Annotated in this window: 16 protein-coding genes; 6 read left to right on the top strand and 10 right to left on the bottom strand. The window is 36.3% G+C overall.

Translation table 11 applies throughout. The features are described from left to right. Window positions 1-6: 6 nt before the first annotated feature. From fusA to PFY10_15490, 5 genes are all read right to left on the bottom strand, one after another. Window positions 7-2,124, bottom strand: a complete 2,118-nt coding sequence (gene fusA, locus PFY10_15510) for an elongation factor G (protein WBV55631.1) — start codon at window positions 2,122-2,124, stop codon at window positions 7-9. Window positions 2,125-2,130: 6 nt separating this feature from the next. Continuing rightward, entirely contained in the window at window positions 2,131-2,607 is a 477-nt protein-coding gene (gene rpsG / locus PFY10_15505; GenBank protein ID WBV55630.1) for a 30S ribosomal protein S7, read from the bottom strand. Window positions 2,608-2,629: 22 nt separating this feature from the next. After that, complete coding sequence (gene rpsL / locus PFY10_15500; protein ID WBV55629.1) at window positions 2,630-3,043, bottom strand: 30S ribosomal protein S12; 414 nt, start codon at window positions 3,041-3,043, stop codon at window positions 2,630-2,632. Window positions 3,044-3,135: 92 nt separating this feature from the next. Further along, entirely contained in the window at window positions 3,136-4,083 is a 948-nt protein-coding gene (locus tag PFY10_15495; protein WBV55628.1) for a sulfatase-like hydrolase/transferase, read from the bottom strand. A 145-nt stretch (window positions 4,084-4,228) separates the two neighbouring features. Then, window positions 4,229-5,824 (bottom strand): hypothetical protein, encoded by a 1,596-nt coding sequence (locus tag PFY10_15490; GenBank protein WBV55627.1) that lies wholly within the window; start codon window positions 5,822-5,824, stop codon window positions 4,229-4,231. Between the two features lie 102 nt (window positions 5,825-5,926). On the opposite strand from PFY10_15490, the gene PFY10_15485 reads away from it, so the two are divergent. The 5 genes from PFY10_15485 to PFY10_15465 all read left to right on the top strand — a co-directional run bounded on the left by PFY10_15485 (window position 5,927) and on the right by PFY10_15465 (window position 9,703). Then, window positions 5,927-6,403: a DNA starvation/stationary phase protection protein gene (locus tag PFY10_15485; GenBank protein ID WBV55626.1), complete on the top strand. Its 477-nt coding sequence runs from the start codon at window positions 5,927-5,929 to the stop codon at window positions 6,401-6,403. Between the two features lie 91 nt (window positions 6,404-6,494). Then, a complete protein-coding gene (pncB, locus tag PFY10_15480; GenBank protein WBV55625.1) occupies window positions 6,495-7,673 on the top strand; it encodes a nicotinate phosphoribosyltransferase in 1,179 nt (392 codons plus the stop codon). A gap of 51 nt (window positions 7,674-7,724) precedes the next feature. Continuing rightward, the gene (locus PFY10_15475) at window positions 7,725-8,195 is read left to right on the top strand and encodes a YciI family protein (protein ID WBV55624.1); all 471 of its coding nucleotides are present in this window, start codon (window positions 7,725-7,727) and stop codon (window positions 8,193-8,195) included. Between the two features lie 168 nt (window positions 8,196-8,363). Continuing rightward, window positions 8,364-9,338: a hypothetical protein gene (locus tag PFY10_15470; GenBank protein WBV55623.1), complete on the top strand. Its 975-nt coding sequence runs from the start codon at window positions 8,364-8,366 to the stop codon at window positions 9,336-9,338. Window positions 9,339-9,466: 128 nt separating this feature from the next. Further along, window positions 9,467-9,703, top strand: coding sequence for a hypothetical protein (locus PFY10_15465; protein WBV55622.1), 237 nt, complete (start codon window positions 9,467-9,469; stop codon window positions 9,701-9,703). Window positions 9,704-9,825: 122 nt separating this feature from the next. Here PFY10_15465 and PFY10_15460 read toward each other — a convergent pair whose 3' ends face one another. The 5 genes from PFY10_15460 to PFY10_15440 all read right to left on the bottom strand — a co-directional run bounded on the left by PFY10_15460 (window position 9,826) and on the right by PFY10_15440 (window position 17,462). Further along, window positions 9,826-12,924, bottom strand: coding sequence for a CusA/CzcA family heavy metal efflux RND transporter (locus tag PFY10_15460; protein WBV55621.1), 3,099 nt, complete (start codon window positions 12,922-12,924; stop codon window positions 9,826-9,828). Next, complete coding sequence (locus PFY10_15455) at window positions 12,924-14,036, bottom strand: efflux RND transporter periplasmic adaptor subunit (GenBank protein WBV55620.1); 1,113 nt, start codon at window positions 14,034-14,036, stop codon at window positions 12,924-12,926. Before PFY10_15455 ends, PFY10_15460 begins: the two co-directional genes overlap by 1 nt. A gap of 8 nt (window positions 14,037-14,044) precedes the next feature. After that, window positions 14,045-15,319, bottom strand: coding sequence for a TolC family protein (locus PFY10_15450; protein ID WBV55619.1), 1,275 nt, complete (start codon window positions 15,317-15,319; stop codon window positions 14,045-14,047). A gap of 101 nt (window positions 15,320-15,420) precedes the next feature. Next, a complete protein-coding gene (locus PFY10_15445; GenBank protein WBV55618.1) occupies window positions 15,421-16,785 on the bottom strand; it encodes a HAMP domain-containing sensor histidine kinase in 1,365 nt (454 codons plus the stop codon). 2 nt (window positions 16,786-16,787) lie between these two features. Then, a complete protein-coding gene (locus PFY10_15440; protein ID WBV55617.1) occupies window positions 16,788-17,462 on the bottom strand; it encodes a response regulator transcription factor in 675 nt (224 codons plus the stop codon). Between the two features lie 207 nt (window positions 17,463-17,669). Between PFY10_15440 and rmuC the strand changes: the two genes are divergently transcribed. Further along, entirely contained in the window at window positions 17,670-19,166 is a 1,497-nt protein-coding gene (rmuC, locus tag PFY10_15435) for a DNA recombination protein RmuC (GenBank protein WBV58951.1), read from the top strand. Window positions 19,167-19,211 lie beyond the last annotated feature (45 nt).

Raw genomic sequence — 19,211 nt, 5'->3', positions numbered from 1 at the left:
TAAAAATTAACCTTTTGCTTTAGCAATGATTTCTTCAGCAACGTTTTGTGGAGTCTGAGCGTATTTCTCTAATTCCATAGAAGATGTAGCTCTTCCTGATGAAAGTGTTCTTAGAGTTGTTACATATCCAAACATTTCAGAAAGTGGAACAGAACCTTTGATAACAACAGCACCGTTCTTTTCTTCCTGACCACTGATCGTACCTCTTCTCTTGTTAAGGTCACCAATAATGTTACCCATATATTCTTCCGGAGTTACAACTTCCAGTTTCATAATAGGCTCCATAATTACCGGCTTAGCAGCTTTACCAGCTTCCTTAAATCCTAATTTAGCAGCTAATTCGAAAGAAAGAGCATCAGAATCCACCGCGTGGAAAGATCCATCTTTAAGAGTAACTTTAATACCTTCAACTTCGAAACCAGCCAATGGACCGTTCTTCATTGCAGCTTTAAATCCTTTTTCAATTGCAGGAACGAATTCTCTTGGAACGTTACCACCTTTGATCTCATTGATGAATTCTAAACCAACTTTACCTTCGTCAGCAGGTCCTAGTTCAAATACAATATCAGCAAATTTACCTTTACCACCTGATTGTTTTTTGTAAACTTCTCTATGGCTGGCAACTTTTGTTAAGTTTTCTTTGTACTCTACCTGAGGTTGTCCTTGGTTCACCTCAACTTTGAACTCTCTCTTCATACGATCTACAATGATATCCAAGTGAAGCTCACCCATACCAGAGATAATCGTTTGTCCAGAAGCTTCGTCAGTTCTAACAGTAAACGTTGGATCTTCTTCAGCCAATTTCGCTAATGCGTTACCCATTTTATCCTGGTCCGCTTTAGTTTTAGGCTCAACAGCGATACCGATTACCGGATCAGGGAAAACCATCGATTCAAGAACGATTGGGTTTTTCTCATCACACATTGTATCACCAGTTTTGATAGATTTGAATCCTACTGCTGCACCAATATCTCCTGCTTCAATATATTCTACAGGATTTTGCTTGTTAGCGTGCATCTGATAGATTCTTGAGATTCTTTCTTTATCTCCAGAACGAGTGTTCAGGATATAAGAACCTGCATCTAATCTTCCAGAGTATGCTCTGAAGAATGCTAATCTTCCCACGAATGGGTCAGTAGCAATCTTAAATGCTAAAGCCGCGAAAGGCTCATTTACGTCTGGTTTTCTTGTAATTTCAGCGTCTGTTCTTGGATCAGTACCTTTGATATCATCTTTATCCAATGGAGAAGGCAAGTATTTACATACTGCATCCAACATGAACTGTACTCCTTTATTTTTGAATGAAGAACCACAAGTCATTGGGATAATAGATAAATCAATAGTAGCTTTTCTAAGAGCTTCGTTGATTTCTTCTTCAGAGATTGAATCCGGATCTTCGAAGAATTTCTCCATCAAAGTCTCATCATAGTCAGCTACAGCTTCAACTAATTTCTCTCTATATTCGTGAACCTCAGCTTTCATGTCTTCAGGAATTGGCACTACTTCAAAAGTAGCTCCTTGTCCTGCTTCATCCCAGATGATAGCTCTGTTTTTAATTAAGTCTACAACACCTTTAAAGTCTTCTTCAGCACCGATTGGTAAAACGATTGGAACTGCATTAGATCCTAACATTTCTTTAACTTGTTTTACAACGTTAAGGAAGTCAGCACCTTGTCTGTCCATTTTGTTTACGAATCCCATTCTAGCAACTTTGTAGTTGTCAGCAAGTCTCCAGTTTGTTTCAGACTGAGGCTCTACTCCATCTACTGCAGAGAATAAGAATACCAAACCATCCAATACTCTCAAAGATCTGTTTACTTCTACTGTGAAGTCAACGTGTCCCGGTGTATCGATGATGTTGAAGTGGTAAGGTTTAGTGTCGGCTACAGGTTTTCCTTGATCTGTTGGAAAGTTCCAAGAACAAGTAGTTGCAGCAGAAGTAATGGTAATACCTCTTTCTGCTTCCTGCTCCATCCAGTCCATTGTAGAAGCACCATCGTGAACCTCTCCAATTTTGTGGTTTACACCAGTATAGAATAAAATCCTTTCTGTAGTGGTAGTCTTACCTGCATCAATGTGAGCAGCGATACCAATATTTCTTGTAAATTTAAGATCTCTTCCCATTTCAGATTAGAATTTAAAGTGTGAGAAAGCTTTGTTAGCTTCCGCCATTTTATGAGTGTCACTTTTCTTTTTATAAGCAGCACCTTCTTCTCTAGAAGCAGCAACAATTTCGTTAGCTAATTTCAAAGCCATAGACTTATCATTTCTAGCTTTAGAATATTTAATTAACCATTTCATCGCCATAGAAATTTTTCTATCAGCTCTGATTGGCATTGGGATTTGGAAGTTAGCACCACCTACTCTTCTTGAACGAACTTCTACGTGAGGCATTACGTTAGTAAGGGCATCTTTCCAGATCTCAAGAGAAGTCTTTTCAGTTTCTCCTTTTTTAATTTCTACAACGTCTAATGCATCATAGAAAATTTTGAATGCGATAGACTTTTTACCGTCTAGCATTAGGTTATTTACAAATCTAGTTACCAATTGATCATTAAATTTTGGATCTGGTAACAACGGTCTTTTTTTCGCTTTTGTCTTTCTCATTGTTTTGTACCTTATTTAATGATTATTTTTTCTTTCCTTTAGCTGGTGCAGCAGCTGCCTGACCTGGTTTAGGTCTCTTAGCTCCGTACTTAGATCTTCTCTGTGTTCTTCCATTTACACCTGCAGTGTCTAATGCACCTCTTACGATGTGGTAACGTACTCCCGGTAGGTCTTTCACCCTTCCGCCTCTTACCAATACTATCGAGTGCTCTTGAAGATTATGTCCTTCGCCCGGGATGTAGGCGTTGACTTCTTTACCGTTTGAAAGTCTTACCCTTGCAACTTTTCTAAGTGCAGAGTTAGGTTTCTTAGGAGTGGTAGTATATACTCTCGTACATACACCTCGTCTTTGTGGACAAGAATCAAGGGCAGCCGATTTGCTCTTCTTGGCAAGCGTGGCTCTTCCTTTTCTTACTAATTGTTGAATAGTAGGCATTTAATTGCTTTTTATTTTAAGCTGCAAAAATAGTAATATTTTTTTAATTGACAAGTAGTTATATATTTTTTATATACTTGAAACTAAAATATTTATTTGAATACTTCTTTGATTACTTTTCCTTTAGCGTACTGTAAAGGAACTCCTAAAAGTTCGGCAATAGTACTTGCTATATCAATCTGCTCATAATTTCCGGTACTAATCGTAGTGTTCTTTTTAAAATCCGGCCCAAGAGCAAAGAACTCAATATGTCTACATCCTTCACAATCATCACCATGATTTCTAAATCCACCTTTGCTGTCCAGATGTCTTCCATGATCATTAGAAACAATTAGTGTGGTCTTATCTTTATAAGCGGGCAGAGACTGAATATAATTCCAAATATCCTTAATAGAAGCATCCGTAGTTTTTATTGCCTGAATGTATTCATTATATTTATTATCATGTCCATATGAATCTACGTCTTTAAGATTGATAACAATCATATTAGGATTATACTTTTTCATGATCTCTTTTGTATTGGCCATCGTAACGGCATCCGCTCTATATCCAGATCCATTTCCGCTCACTCCGCAATCTACACTTGGCTGGAATTTGCCTTTCCAATCTGCCAGTTTACAATCGTTCAAAACTTCCAGTTTATCTTTAGAGGCAATAACCCATGCTTTTGTTTTATCTGCTCCTGTGAATTTAAGCCATTGCTGCATTACAGACGGAAAGCCTGGTAATTCTGTCCCATCATTCTTAATATTTTCATATACTCCAGAACACATGGCGCTATGCCCGGGGTTGGTGCTTGTAGTTCCATTGTTTTTAAAATTACTGATAAATACTCCTTGACTCAAAAGGCTCACTCTATTAGGAATATTCTTTTTTGTTGATTCTTCCCAGGTCTCAGAAATACGGGGACCATCTACAACCAATAAAACAATATTCTTGGTTTCGTATTTTTTTTCAGTAGGCGCCTGCCTGTCTTTATCTCTATCTGAACATGAAAAAATAAAAAGAAGGAACGCTAAAAGTAAAATAGTCTTTTTCATAATTTGTAGAATTTTGGTCCTAAAATTAGGAAAATACATCATCGAGTAACATTAATTAATTGTTATACATTTTTAAAATTAATCATAACAACAGTATGCAATAGAAATCACGAAACTGAAATTAATAAAAAGCTTTCTTCATCTACTAGTCCACAATACGAACTTCAACGTTCTTATTCCACTTAAAATCCCGGATATTTCTTCTTAATGTCTCCGGGTTAGTTTGTTCAAGCGCATAAATGGAAACCTCATCTTTTGATACAGCAATCATATTTTTAATCTTCAAAACGGCAATTTTTTTCCAATTTCGTGGAATATGACCCTGAAACCATTCATCATATATTACTGCGATTTCATATTTGTTATTAGTAGTATATTGAATTAGAAAATTCTCAAATTCCTCATCTAAATTTCTTTTATCAGCGGTAAAAGGAATCATTTCTACAGATCCAAGCCCCACAATATCCAGCAAATGGATATCTGTATAGTAACTTATAGCACCAATATCGTTCGCTACCACTTTAGATGTATTATAATAGGTATGTAAAAATCTTGCAGATTGTATTTGTTGTTCATAAATATTTTTTCCGCCATTCTCAAGAATACGATCTGCGAACCAACTTTTATAAAAAAGAAGCAGGATATTCATAATTACCAGGATAGTAATAAGTTTTTCTCCTTTGATGTAACTTTTATAGTTAGAAAACAGAGCAGATATTCTAGGAATAATTGCCATACAAAACCCTATCAATATATAGGCTTCGTATCTGAACATCCCTTTAAGATCAGCAAACATGGCATGGCAAATCATTAAGAGAGAAAAAACAATTAGGAAAAAGTCCTTTATAATCATTTCTTTTAAAGATTTATTCCTGATAGTATCTCTGCATATGAAAACAATACTTATTAAAATTGGAAAAATACCTATTTTATAAAAGCTTTTATTAAGGAATAAATGATCAAGAAAGATCGTTTTAAGCCGCATAAACATTTCAGGTCCTAAAGTCAATTGAGTTCCTTTTACCACAACTGAATTGGGAAAAAAATAACCATCCTGCTGATAATTGAAATAACAGAATAGTAATACAGGGACAAAACCTGCAATTAAAACACCTAAGGCATTTTTCCATTTTTTAACCGTAATAAGAACACCAGCGAGGATCACAAAATAAAACATACTTTCGAAGCGGACCAGCCCCATCAATATAAGGGAAAGATAAAATGCCGGAACTGCCATCCTGCTCTTATTCCAATTGCTGAAGGAATACATATTGACGATAAAAAGAAATACCTGAAAAACATGTTCCATACCGGAGAGTACCTGCAAATGCAAAACAGCAAAAAACAAAGTAACCAACGTTGCTAAAACAGTATTTTTTACATTCCTGAAAGTTTCTCCATAATACATGGAAAGGAAATAAAGAATTCCTAACGCGAAGGTTATATTAAAATACAGAGGGATCTGATCATGATTACCGAATACTTGGATTAAAAAACTGATCATAAAAGTAAACAACGGAGAGGAAGAAGTAGAGGAAAACCCATACCTTGTAATTCCCCATACATCATGTAAAGCAAAATTCCTAGCGATAGCGAGATGAATATAAGCGTCGTCAAGAGGATATACATATTGTCCATCTGTTTTTGAAATACTAACTATATAATAAAATATACAGATACCAAAAAATACAAAAAGAGATAAAAAGAAACTCTGCAAACCTATATTTCGCGATGACGACATTTTATGATAAATTATAAGAATACCAAAGATAAGTATCATCAATCAGGAACCTACTATTTCGGCACAATATTTACTGCATTTATAGCATAAAAAAATAAACGTATGAAAAATGCCAGTATTATCGGTCTTAAAGAAACCGATTGTAAAAACATTTCGGAAAAGCTTAATGTACTATTAGCCAATTATTCAGTATTCTATCAAAACACAAGAGGTTCTCACTGGAACATCAAAGGTGACCAGTTTTTCACACTACATCCGAAATTTGAAGAATTATATAATAGCCTTGTATTAAAGATCGACGAAATTGCTGAAAGAATCCTGACCTTAGGAGCAACTCCCGGACATAATTATTCAGACTATTTAAAAATATCTACAATTAAAGAAAGTAAGGAAGTAAGTGACGGAACGAAAAGCGTAGAAATCATTTTAAATTCTTTCAAAGTAGTTTTGGATCTTCAGAGAGAGCTTCTTGATATCACCGAAAAAGCAGGAGATGAGGGAACAAATTCACAAATGAGCGACTATATTACGGAGCAGGAAAAAGAAGTATGGATGTATAACTCTTATCTGGGTAAATAACCCACAAAGATCATCGATATATAAAAAAAATCGTCTTACATTTAGACGATTTTTATTTTTAATTATTAAATTTGCGTTAAAATTACACAATATGCACGACGTACGATTGAATTCCATTCTAGATAATGATTTCTATAAAATAACCATGCAGAATGCCGTGGTCAAATTATTTCCAAGCTCCATAGTTAAATATGAATTTATCAACAGAGGAAAACATCAGTTTCCGGAAGGTTTTGATATTGCCCTAAGAGAAGCTGTAAACAAAATGGCCGAACTTAAACTCACCAAAGATGAGAAAAAGTTTATGGCGAGAACCTGTCCTTACATCGACCTTCCCTACCTTGATTTTTTGGAAGGGTACCATTATGATCCTTCCGAAGTAAAGATCCATCAGGATGGTGGCGATCTTTCGGTAACTGTTGAGGGGCTTTGGTACAGAACTATCTTGTGGGAAGTTCCTTTATTAGCATTGATCAGCGAGCTGCATTACGAAATGAACCATATGGAAAGGGATTCCAATGAAATCGTTATGCATAGAACCATAGAAAAAGCAGATTCATTAGGAAGGCTTGGTGTTACTTTCGCAGAATTCGGAACCAGAAGAAGACATTCTTATAAAGTTCAGAATCTGGTGATGGAAGCCCTGACACAAAAAAAAGACTCCACTTTCATAGGAAGCTCAAATGTTCATTTCGCCATGAAATATGGGGTAAAGCCTATCGGAACCCATGCACATGAATGGTTCATGTTTCATGCGGCCGAATATGGCTTCAAAATGGCCAACGAACTGGCCTTGGAACATTGGGTAGATGTGTACAGAGGTGACCTTGGGGTTGCTCTTTCAGACACATATACCACTGATGTGTTTTTCCAGCAGTTTGATAAAAAGTTTGCAAAGTTGTTTGACGGAGTACGCCATGATAGTGGTGATGCACTGGAATTTGCTGATAAGACGATCGCCCATTACAAGAACAATGGAATCAATCCACTCTTTAAATACATCATTTTCTCTGATGCATTAAATCTTGAAAAAGTAGAAGAAATCACTAAATACTGTAAAGGTAAAATCGGTGTTTCATTCGGAATCGGAACCAATCTTACCAATGATGTCGGTTTGAAACCGATGAATATAGTTATGAAATTAATTGGTGTACAGGCTCCAAATAAAGAATGGATCCCAACTGTAAAATTATCTGATGAACATGGAAAATATACAGGTGATCCAAAAATGATCGAATTAGCAAAAGAGTTTCTTAGAATAAAAGATTAAGTAGATGCTAGATGTCAGATCTCAGACTTATAACTAAATAACCACTGTATCATGAAATTTAAAATTTATTTTTCTCTTAGTTTCCTGATAGCAACTTTATCTGTCGCTCAAGAGAAAAAAGAGGTAAAACCGAAATTCAACCAGGAACTGGCTACTTCGCTGGGAGCAGATCAATATGGAATGAAGGCTTATACTATTGTTATGCTTACAACAGGACCCGCAAAGATTGAAGACAAAGCTAAAATGAGTGAGATAATGAAAGGACATATGACTAATATTGGAAAATTAGCTAACGAGGGAAAGATTATAGTAGCCGGACCTTTTTTAGAAAAGAATAAGGAAAATTATCGTGGAATGTTTATTTTCAATACCAAGTCTAAAGAAGAAGCCGAACAATGGGTAAAAACAGACCCTGCAGTAAAGGCCGGAGTCTTCAGCTATGAACTTCTTCCCTGGTATGGATCAGCTGCCTTGCCTCTGTATGTAAAGCATCACCAAGAGATCACTAAGGAAAATCCATAAACAGGCTTTTATCCTCTTTATATATTTAATTAAACAGGATGAATTACCTGAAAAACAAGAGACAATCTGGCTGTATTTGTTACAACTGTCCTTAATTGCTTTTGTTTTATATTATTTATTTCCAATTAAAATAATAATTATATCTTCACCCATAACAAAATAACAACAATGAAAATAAGACTATTTGTATTGATATTTTTAGTATCGGCAAAACTACTCTTCGGGCAAAATACTCCAAAAGAATATACGGAGAAAGTAAAAAAGGCCGAAGCATTTTATAAAGCCAAGGATTTTAAAAACTCTGCTAATAATTATTCCGAAGCATTTAGGTCTAATGGGTGGAAAGCCTCTCTTAATGACAGATATAATGCAGCATGCTCATGGGCAATGGCATCCGTAACGGATAGCGCATTTTCTCAGCTGGAAAAAATTGCTACTCAATTTAGTAATTATAACCATATAACAGGAGATACGGATCTGAACTCTTTGCATGCAGATGTTCGATGGAAGCCATTGCTTGAAAAAATTAAACTCAACAAGGAGAAAGCAGATGCCAAATTGAATAAACCTCTGGTTGAAAAGCTTGGAAGCATTTATAATGAAGATCAAAACGGTAGACGCGAGATTGGAGAAATTGAAAAAAAATACGGCCGGGATTCAAAGGAAATGCAAGAGCATTGGAGAACTATAATTAAAAAGGATTCTTTAAATTTAATAGAAGTAAAAGCTATTCTTGATAAATATGGTTGGTTAGGCCCTGATGTAGTAGGTAACCAGGGAAATACCACCTTATTTCTTGTTATTCAACATGCTGATTTGGAGACGCAGGTAAAATATTTGCCTATGATGAGGGAAGCTGTAAAAAATGGCAAAGCCCAAAGCGGTAGCTTAGCTCTTTTAGAAGATAGAATCGCTTTAAGACAAGGTAAAAAGCAAATTTATGGAAGCCAGATTGGGCAAGATCCTGAAACTCATGCATTTTATGTATCACCTTTAGAAGATCCTGACCATGTAGATAAAAGGCGGGCAGAAGTTGGACTTCCTCCATTAGCAGAATATGTAACCCATTGGAATATGAAGTGGGACCCGGAACAATACAAAAAAGATCTACCGAATCTCGAAGCCAAAGAAAAACGCAAATAGAATAAAATTATTTTCAGATAGTTATATTCTCATGGAATAATTTACTACTTTAGTGTATATAACTCATTCTTATTTACTTAATTATAAAAAAGTAATAAAAGATAATCACTAAACAAAAAAATTAAACCATGAAAAAATCTAATTCAAAAAAACTTTCAAGAACAGAATTAAAAGATGTAATGGGAGGAACATTGTATCCGGCACAATGCCCGGGAGGATGCCCTGGTGAGGCCTTGATCAGATGTCCTGACGGTTCTACCACGATGACTAATTTTATATGTATGGGTGGAAGATGCGAACCGGCCGCAATGTGCAAGCCATTGGTTCTTGAGCCGTTCCCGGATCCGATTATCATCACGCCATAATCTGACCAAAGACAATATACAAAGTGAGCTTTCCGGCTCACTTTCTTTATTCATAAATCAAAAAAATGCCGGAATCCTCACATTCCGGCAAACAAAACTAACATGTAATAAAATTGAAAGAATTATAATGTTGCTTTGTATTTTTTCTGATATGCATAATAGAAAATAACAGGCAATACGGTAAAAGACAATATCATGCATATAATCAATCCTCCCACGATCATAATGGCTAAAGGCTTTTGAATCTCAGACCCCATTCCATTGGACATTGCTGCGGGAAAAAGTCCCATTGATCCCATCAAGGCAATCATTATCACCGGTCTGATTCTGCTTTGAACTCCCTGGCTGATTGCTTCTTTCAGGGACATTTTATTCTGAAGATTTTCTTTCATAACCCCTATTAATACAATTCCGTCAATTGTTGCAACACCAAACAGGATAATAAACCCTATTCCCGCTGAAATTCCAAAAATAGTTCCGGTAAACCAAAGTGATAAAAACCCGCCAATAAATGCAAAAGCCAATGTTACAGATGAAATCAGTGTATCTTTAATGTTACCGAAGTTAAAGTAAAGCAACATCAGGATAAGCAAGAGCGAAATCGGAACAACCATTGCCAACTGTTTGGCAGCCCTCTCTTTACTTTCGAATTCCCCTGCCCAGGTCATTTTATGGTTTTTAGGAATATGTACATCTTTTGCTACTTTTGCTTTTGCATCTTTAATCGTACTTCCAAGATCTCGTCCCTCAATATTAAATCCGACACCAATATATCGGCTATTACCTTCGCGATAAATAAAGGATGGCCCGGTATGGTAGTCAATCGTTGCAATTTCCTTCAACGGCACCTTCTTATTATCCTGTGTCGGAATCAGAATATTTCCTATTTTCTCCGGATTATCACGATATTGTTTTTCAAATCTTAGCATCACGTCAAACATCCTTTCATCTTCATAGAATTTTGTTGCTGCCTGTCCTCCGATAGTCATTTCAATCACCGCCTGTGCATCAGCAGTTGAGACACCGTATTTTGCCATTTTGGAATCATGAAGCTGGATCCTTAATTCCGGTAAGCCTATATTTTTAAAAACATTCACATCGGAAATTCCGGGTACGGTTCTAATGGAATTCGCAACCTGATTGGCATAGTTTTCAAGCTGGAAAAGGTCATTACCAAAAATCTTGATCACCAGAGGAGCCTTTACCCCTGCCACATATTCTTCCACATTATCCTGAATAGGCTGGCTGAACCCAAAATTAATGCCCGGATATTTTTCCAGCGAAACCCTCATTTCCTCCAGAAGTTCTTCTTTGGAAATCTTTTTCTTCCATTCATTTTCAGGTTTCAACTGAATATTAAATTCAATATTAAAAAACCCTGTCGGGTCTGTTCCGTCATTCGGACGACCGGTTTGCGTCATTACAAATTCCACTTCATCATATCTGGAAAGTATTTGTTTCATTTCTTTAGTAAGCCTCACGGATTCATCGAGATTTACACTATTGGGAAGGGTGGCACGAACGTAAATTGCTCCTTCATTAAGCTTTGGTAAAAATTCCGATCCATAATTGGAAAACCTCCATCCACAAATAACCAAAAGAACCCCAAATCCAATAATAAAAGCTTTTTTGTAGCGGGCGCTCAACTCATAAAGTTTAAAAATGTTCACCCTGAAAAATTTCGAAATAAAATTCTCCTTCTCTTCTATATTCTTCGTGAGCAAAAGTTTACACATCGCAGGAACATAGGTTAAACTCAGAATCAGAGACCCCAGCAAAGCATACCCTAGGGTAAATGCCAATGGAGAAAACATTTTACCTTCTACTTTCTGGAAGGAGAAAATAGGCATTAACGCTACAATAAGAATTAAAAGGGCAAAGAAAATATACCCTGCGACACTTCCCGCACTTTTCTTGATAATGCCCAGTTTCGACATTTTATTGAATCGCCGTAAGCCTACCTTTTTGGCCTTTTGTTCGAGAGCTACAAAAACATGCTCTACAATAACGAGTGTCCCCTCAAGAAGCAGTCCAAAGTCAAGGGCTCCCATTGAAATAAGATTAGCCGGCAATCCCTGGATCCTCAGCATAATGATCGCAAATAAAAATGCCAAAGGAATAACCGACGCCACAATAAATGTTGTTCGCCAATTGTATAAAAATATAAATACAATAATAGATACCAGAATCACCCCTTCCACCAAATTTTTGGATACGGTATGCACAGTGGTATTTACAAGTTCTGTACGATCGATGATAGGAACGATCTTTACATCGCCTGGCAATTCTCCTCCGTTCAATTCACCGATTCTTTCTTTAAGACGTCCAATCACCTCACTCGGATTCTCCCCACGAAGCATGATCACAATTCCTTCTACAACATCATTTTCTTTATTGTACCCCACCTGCCCTAACCTTGGCTTGGCAGAAACTTTTACTTCGGCCACATGCTTCACCAGGATCGGGGTGGATCCTTTAACCTCAATTTGTATGTTTTCAATATCTTCTTTACTTTCCAGAAGCCCTATACCACGAACCACATATGCCTGATCTCCTTTTGAAACCACATCTCCCCCTACATTAATATTACTTTTGGAAACAGCTTCATAAACATCCAATGGCGAAAGATCATAATTATGTAATTCAGTTGGATTGATCTTTATTTCATAAATCTTTTCTTCTCCCCCGAAACTTACAACATCCGCAACCCCCGGGACCGCACGAAGCTCTCTTTCAATCACCCAATCCTGAATAGAGGTAACCTCTTTAATAGGCAATTTACTTTTAATGATGTATCTGTAAATTTCTCCGGTAGCACCTGAAGGTGGTTCTATACTGTAATTTGCTCCATTAGGAAGTTCAACATTCCCCAATCGGTTCGAAGCATATTGCTGGGCATAAAAATCATCCACATGATCATCAAAAATAACCGTTACCACAGATAAACCAAATAAAGAAATAGACCGTACTGAGGTTTTATTCGGTATTGTGCTCATTTCTTTTGAAATTGGAAGCGTGACAAATTTTTCTATCTCTTCAGCACTTCGTCCCGGCCATTGTGTAATTACCCTCACTCTGGTGTTTGTAACATCCGGAAACGCTTCTATTGGAGTATGCATGTAAGAATAAATTCCACCAGCAAGCAAAAGCAGAGTACCCAGAAGTACAATCAAAGAATTTTTTAACGAGAAAGAAACTATACTTTGTACAAATTTTCGCATTACTTCGTAGAATTATTGGATTGATTTTTCATGTTTTCGTAGATAAGCAATCCATTGGAAGCAATAACCATCTCCCCTTCTTTAAGGTCTCCTTCTACGTAAATGTACTGACTGTTGGATGCCACTTCGGTAACAGCTCTCATTTCTATGGCACAATCTTTTTTATAGACCACAACATAACTTTGGTTATTATCAAAGATCAGAGCTTTGGCAGGAATTGCCAATGCTGTTCTGTTTTGTGCATTAATAGGTAAAACAATATCTGCAGACATTCCCGGTCTAAGTTTCATATTATTATTGTCCATAATAATTTTAGCTTTCAACACTCTTTCATTTTCATTAAAAACCTGGGAGATGACATTAATCTTTCCGGAAAAACTATCATCCGGATAGGCAAGCGTTTTTACCACGACAGGCTGATTTACGTACACATGTCTCATATTGGTAGCATACACATTAGCCATTACCCACACCTTATCAAGATTGGAAATGGTAAAAAGCTGTTCACCTCCGGCAGTTACAGGCATACCGGTAGAAATATTTTTAGCAATTACGTAACCATCTGCAGGAGCTTTAACCTGCATATTTGTACTGCCTGCAGAATACAGCTGCATATTCTTTTTGGTTTTGGAAATATTGGACTGTATGATCTGAACTTCAGACCTTGCTTCCTGCAAATCTTTTTGTGAGGCAATATCATCTTTATACATTGCCTCCACAGAAGAGAGCTTTCTTTTAGCAACAGCCAGCTGAGCCTGTAAAGTTTGGGTATCATCCTGCATTTCGTTTAGGGATACACTTTTTATACTGGCAAGGACTTGTCCTTTTTTCACATAATCACCCAAGGAAAAATAAGTATCCGTAACCACTCCATCCACTAAACTTACAAAAGGAACTGTTTTATCAGAATTGCTTTCAACTTCTCCGGTAAGAGTAATACTTTCTTCCACAGAGCGCATTTCTACTTTTGCCAGCTTAAGATCTTTTTTTAGCTCTTTGCTAATGCAGTAGTTTTCGGATCCCGTATTTTCATTGAGCTTTTTCTCTGTGCAACCGGTCAGGACAACAAGTGCTAAAAAATAGCCAGCTGCTATATATTTTGTGCTATTCATTTTCATATTTATAAGTCTTGCCCTACAACGTACTGCAGGTTTTCATAATATTGATTAAGTTCTTTTTTCGTATCGAGTATGATCATTTTATTTCCAATGTAGGTTTCCAGGAAATCCATATATTCCAGCATGCTGATATTTCTCAGCCTGAAGTTTTTCTCATGACTGGCCAATAAACCATCCAAAGTACTTTCATACGATCCATCAAGTTCCTCAGAAATCTTTTGCGTTCGGGTATAATTCTGAAATACGGAAACGATTTCATTTTCCGATTTAAGGATGTTTTTGCGGGTCTCAAAATTGGATTTGGCAACCTCCAGTTTAGCCTCCTGGATATTTCCTTTATTTCTGTCGAAAACCGGAAGGTCAAATGAAATACCCAACCCTACAAAATCCTTCATTATATTTCCACCCCGGTCATATCCCACGGAGAGCGCTATGTCAGGAGTTCTGAGAGCTCGTTGTAATTCAAGATTTTTTTGTGCGTATTTCTCTTTATTTTTTGTAATCTGGATGTCCGGACGATTTTCTTTGGCAATATTCACCCAGTTGGGTAATTCCAACTCAGAAAGCTCCTTTTCAGGAATTGACAAATGATCTGTAATAACAAGATAAGATGTAGCCGGAAGAATGAGTAAAGCTTTCAACTCGACCTGTTGTTCCGCAATTTCCTGTTGTAATGAAATTAATTTCTTTTTAAATTCAATTTCCTGGGCCTTCAGCCTCACATATTCGGATTTGCTTATGTTTCCAAGGTTTAACTGATTCTGATAGGATTTTGTTAGTTTTTCTATAGAGGAAATCTGACCGCGATACAGTTTCTGCTGTTCCTGATTGTAGATAACCTCTGTCAGGGTGTTCCGCAATAACTTTTTGAGCTCACGCAATACTTCCTGCAATTCATACTTTTCTCCATCTACTTCAATTTTCTGTAGTTCTATATTTTTCCTCCTTTTTCTTGCAGTCTGGATTAACTGCTCTATCTCAGCAGAGAATTGGGTATTCTTTCCCCAATTCCCTATTAAAGCTGGCTGCTGTTCGATATCGTAAGTACGCCAAAGATTAACTTCATTGACAGTCAGCTTAGGATTAGGCCAGAATTTCGCCTGAACGACACGGGCTTCCGCCTGGGAAATTTCCAGTTTTTGCGCAATAATATCCAGGTTATTCGCAAGAAATAATGTTTCCGCTTCTTTTCTTCCAATCTGCAAGGTGTCCGCAATTTGTGCCGAAAAGAACCCGAAAAAATGAATATAGAATAGTGTAAAAATGATTTTCTTCAAGGTCTTCTGTTTAAGACCACAAAGCTATTTTGTAAACATTAAAGCCAATTCCAAATACCATTAAGATTCGGTTAGTCCAAAATTAGAATTCGATTAGAAAACTATTTTGTAACCGGAAATATGAGCGAGACCTGGGTTCCTGAGCCTACAACAGAATTAATTTTCATCTGAATATGATGATGATCGAATATGCTTTTAGATAAGGATAGGCCAATGCCACTTCCTTTTATATTATCCACATTTTTTCCGCGATAAAAAGTTTCCGTGATCTTTTGAAGATCATCCTCCGAAATACCTCTGCCCTGGTCCTTAACTTCAATCAATAAATGCCTATCCTTTTCTTCAGACAACACAATCTCTACAGAATGATGCCCGGAATATTTAATAGAATTTTCAACAATATTGTACAATGCCAGATAAAGCAAAGTTTCATTACCCGGAAATTCCAGTAAATCCGGAGTGTTTACCTGAAGATTGATTTTAATAGAAGAATTATTTTCCTGGGCTTTAGGATTCAGCTTTTCATATATCTTCCAGATCAGCTCATCAATTCTTACCTGCTGGTGAGAACTTTCAAGCTTGGTAAGACCTGACATCAGCAGCAGGTTATTAAGGATACTTTCAATTTCATATACGTTATCCAATGATTCTTTGACCACTTTTCGATATTCTTCAGGCGTCCGGTCCTTTTGAGCAAAAACCTCAAGATTGCCCGAGATAGCGGCTAATGGTGTTTTAAATTCATGAGACACATAGTTGATAAAATTCTGCTGAAGCAAAATACTTTCAGAAATCCGTCCAAACAATTTGTTATAGGACTTGATCAGGTCATCTATTTCATCATGAGTATGGGTAGATGTAATTGCGCTGGAAATATTGGTATAATCTACATTATTGATCCTATCCACAACATTGGATAGAGGTTTATACACGATTTTGGAAAGATACCTGCTCAGGAAATAAATAGCAAGTAATCCTAAAATCAGTACTGCCAGCATAATTATGGAAAGCCTTACCATTTGTGATTTAAAAGAATCATTCGGGGCTTTGACAAAAACGACAAAATCACCCTGATTATCCGGATAGAATATGCCGTAATAAAAATTATTCCCGGCCATAAACTGTACCATCTTATTATTTCTTGCAGACTTCAGATGAAGTGCTTTGATATTCTTATCATTCAGGTTCTGCCCAAAAGTAACTTCATTGTATTTATTGTAAACGGCTACTTTTTTATTCTCTATCAAATGATTGTATTCCGTTTTTATCTGGGCATGCCTGCTTTTTGGCAATTCATCTTTTTCCAGATAATAAATGGCAGAAATAAGGGCCGTATTTCTTAATCTTTCAAAATAAGAGATTCTGGTACTGTCATAATAAGCAAAAAACACCACCGCAAAAGCGATGATGGTAACAATACCGAATGAAAGACTCGAAATTATGGTAAACCTGTTTCTTAACGTCATCTTTAATCTTTAATCAGATATCCTGTTCCTTTAATTGTGTGGATAATCTTTTGATCCGTTTCATTAATTTTATTCCGCACATAAGAAATGTACACATCAACAACATTCGTTGTACTGTCAAAATCAATTCCCCATACATTATGTAAGATCTGAGTCCTGCTCAGAACTTTGTTTTTATTTTCTAAAAGGAAAGTCAAAAGTTTATATTCTGTAGGGGAAAGTTCAATTTCTTTATTATCCTGAACCACTTTGTGGAGATCTGTATCAATTGTAAGGTTACCACAACGTAAAAGCTGCGATCCTTCCTGATAGCTTAATTTATTTCTTCTGGTCAATGCTTTGATTCTCGAAATCAATTCTTCAAAATGGAATGGCTTTGATAAATAATCATCGGCTCCCAGATCAAGCATTTTTATTTTATCATCAGGACTATTCAGAGCGCTAAGAACCAAAATCGGAGTATAATTTTTTTTGAAGCGGATGATCTGCGTCAGCTGCATTCCATCCAGCCCTGGCAACATAATATCCATGAGAATAATATCAAAGTCATAGGTACTGATTAGATCACGGGCTTTCTCTCCGGAATCTGCGAGAACCATTTGATATCCGGCCTCGCCCAAGCCTTTGACAAGAAATTTACTGATTCGCTCATCATCCTCTACTAACAAAATGTTCATAAACACTTAAATTTCCTATAAATATAAGTATTCTTATTCAGAAAGGAGGTTGTGGAAAGAAAGCTGGGAGCAATTGAAATCTCACAAAAAGTCAACAAGTATTTTATTTTTATCTATTTAAAAAACTTAAACTATTTAACGGAAAACAACAGGTTCCTGATCTCACTTCCAGCTTCCAGCGTTTTTTCATAATTTTGAAGAATGGAGATGACATATTTAATCGTAGGTTTTATAACCGGTGCCTTATTAGGTGCCGTTATTTTATATTTTATGCTGAAATCTTCAATGGTTTCAAGGGCTTCTTATGACGAGATAAACAATTTATATATAAGAAAGAATTCTGATCTGGAAAATATCAATCAAAAAATCCAGGAATTATATCAGGACATCAATCATGAAAAAGATCAGAATCAGCAACAATCAGATCTTCTCAATGATCTTAAAAATGAATATGCAAAAATTTCCGCGGAATATTCATCTTTAAATAGTCAGTTTCAGGAACAGAAACAAATTATTTCCAAACAAGCCTCGCAGCTTGAAAGCCTTCTTACGGAAAAGCAGCATTTGTATGCGCGTAACTCTGAACTTTCGGCAGTGAATGAAAATTTACAGAAATCACTTCAAACCCAGAAAGAAGAAATTATTAAGATACAGAAAGATTCAAAGGTTCAGTTTGAAAATTTAGCCAATAAAATCCTCGAGGAAAAAGCTGAAAAATTTACTACTCTGAATCAAAATAACCTTAAAACTATTCTTGAGCCTTTTCAGGAAAAGATCACTGATTTGAAAAACAGGGTAAATGAAGCTTATGAAAAAGAAAACAAGGAGCGTTTTTCGCTGGCTGAAAAAGTAAAAGAACTGGCAGAGCTCAATCAGCAGATTTCCGAAGATGCAAAAAAACTGACCCGGGCCTTAAAAGGAGAAAGTAAAACACAGGGAAACTGGGGAGAAATGATTCTTGAAAGCATTCTTGAAAAATCAGGCCTGGTTAAAGGAAGGGAATATTTTCTAGAACATGAACTGCGTGATGAGGATAATAAGGCGTTATTTTCAGAGTTTTCCGGAAAAAAAATGCGCCCGGATGCGGTAGTAAAGTATCCTGATGAAAGAAATGTTATTGTGGACTCCAAGGTTTCCCTCACTGCCTTTACAGAATTAGTAGACGAAACTGATCCTGAAATCTACGCCATGAAATTAAATCAGCATCTATCGTCCGTAAAAAATCATATCTCTCAATTAAGTCAGAAGGCTTATGATGATTATGGCAAATCTTTAGATTTTGTGATGATGTTCATTCCAAGTGAACCGGCCTATATTGCAGCAATGCAGGCCGATCAGAATTTATGGAATTTTGCTTATGACAAAAGGATCCTGCTTTTAAATCCAAGCAACCTGATTACTTCCTTAAAACTCATTGCAGATCTCTGGAAACGAGAATATCAGAACAGAAATTCTATGGAGATTGCAGACCGGGGGGCCAGATTATATGATAAGTTTGTAGGTTTTGTAGAAAACCTTGAAAAAGTAGGTAAAAATCTAGATCAGGCCAAAAATGTTTTTAATGATGCTTATAAACAGTTATCTACCGGAAATGACAACCTGATTATCCAAACACAAAAACTTAAATCCCTGGGAATAAAAAATAAAAAAGAGTTACCCCAAAGTCTAATTGACACCAATGAAATCATCCCGAATATAGAATAATAACATCTAAAAAATAGTGAAGTTTCGTAAAAACAGGATTTAAAT

It is taken from the genome of Chryseobacterium daecheongense (assembly GCA_027920525.1).
Lineage (GTDB): Bacteria > Bacteroidota > Bacteroidia > Flavobacteriales > Weeksellaceae > Chryseobacterium > Chryseobacterium proteolyticum.
The sequence above is the reverse complement of the archived record's forward strand: the minus strand, read 5'-3'. Positions and strand labels throughout refer to the sequence as shown.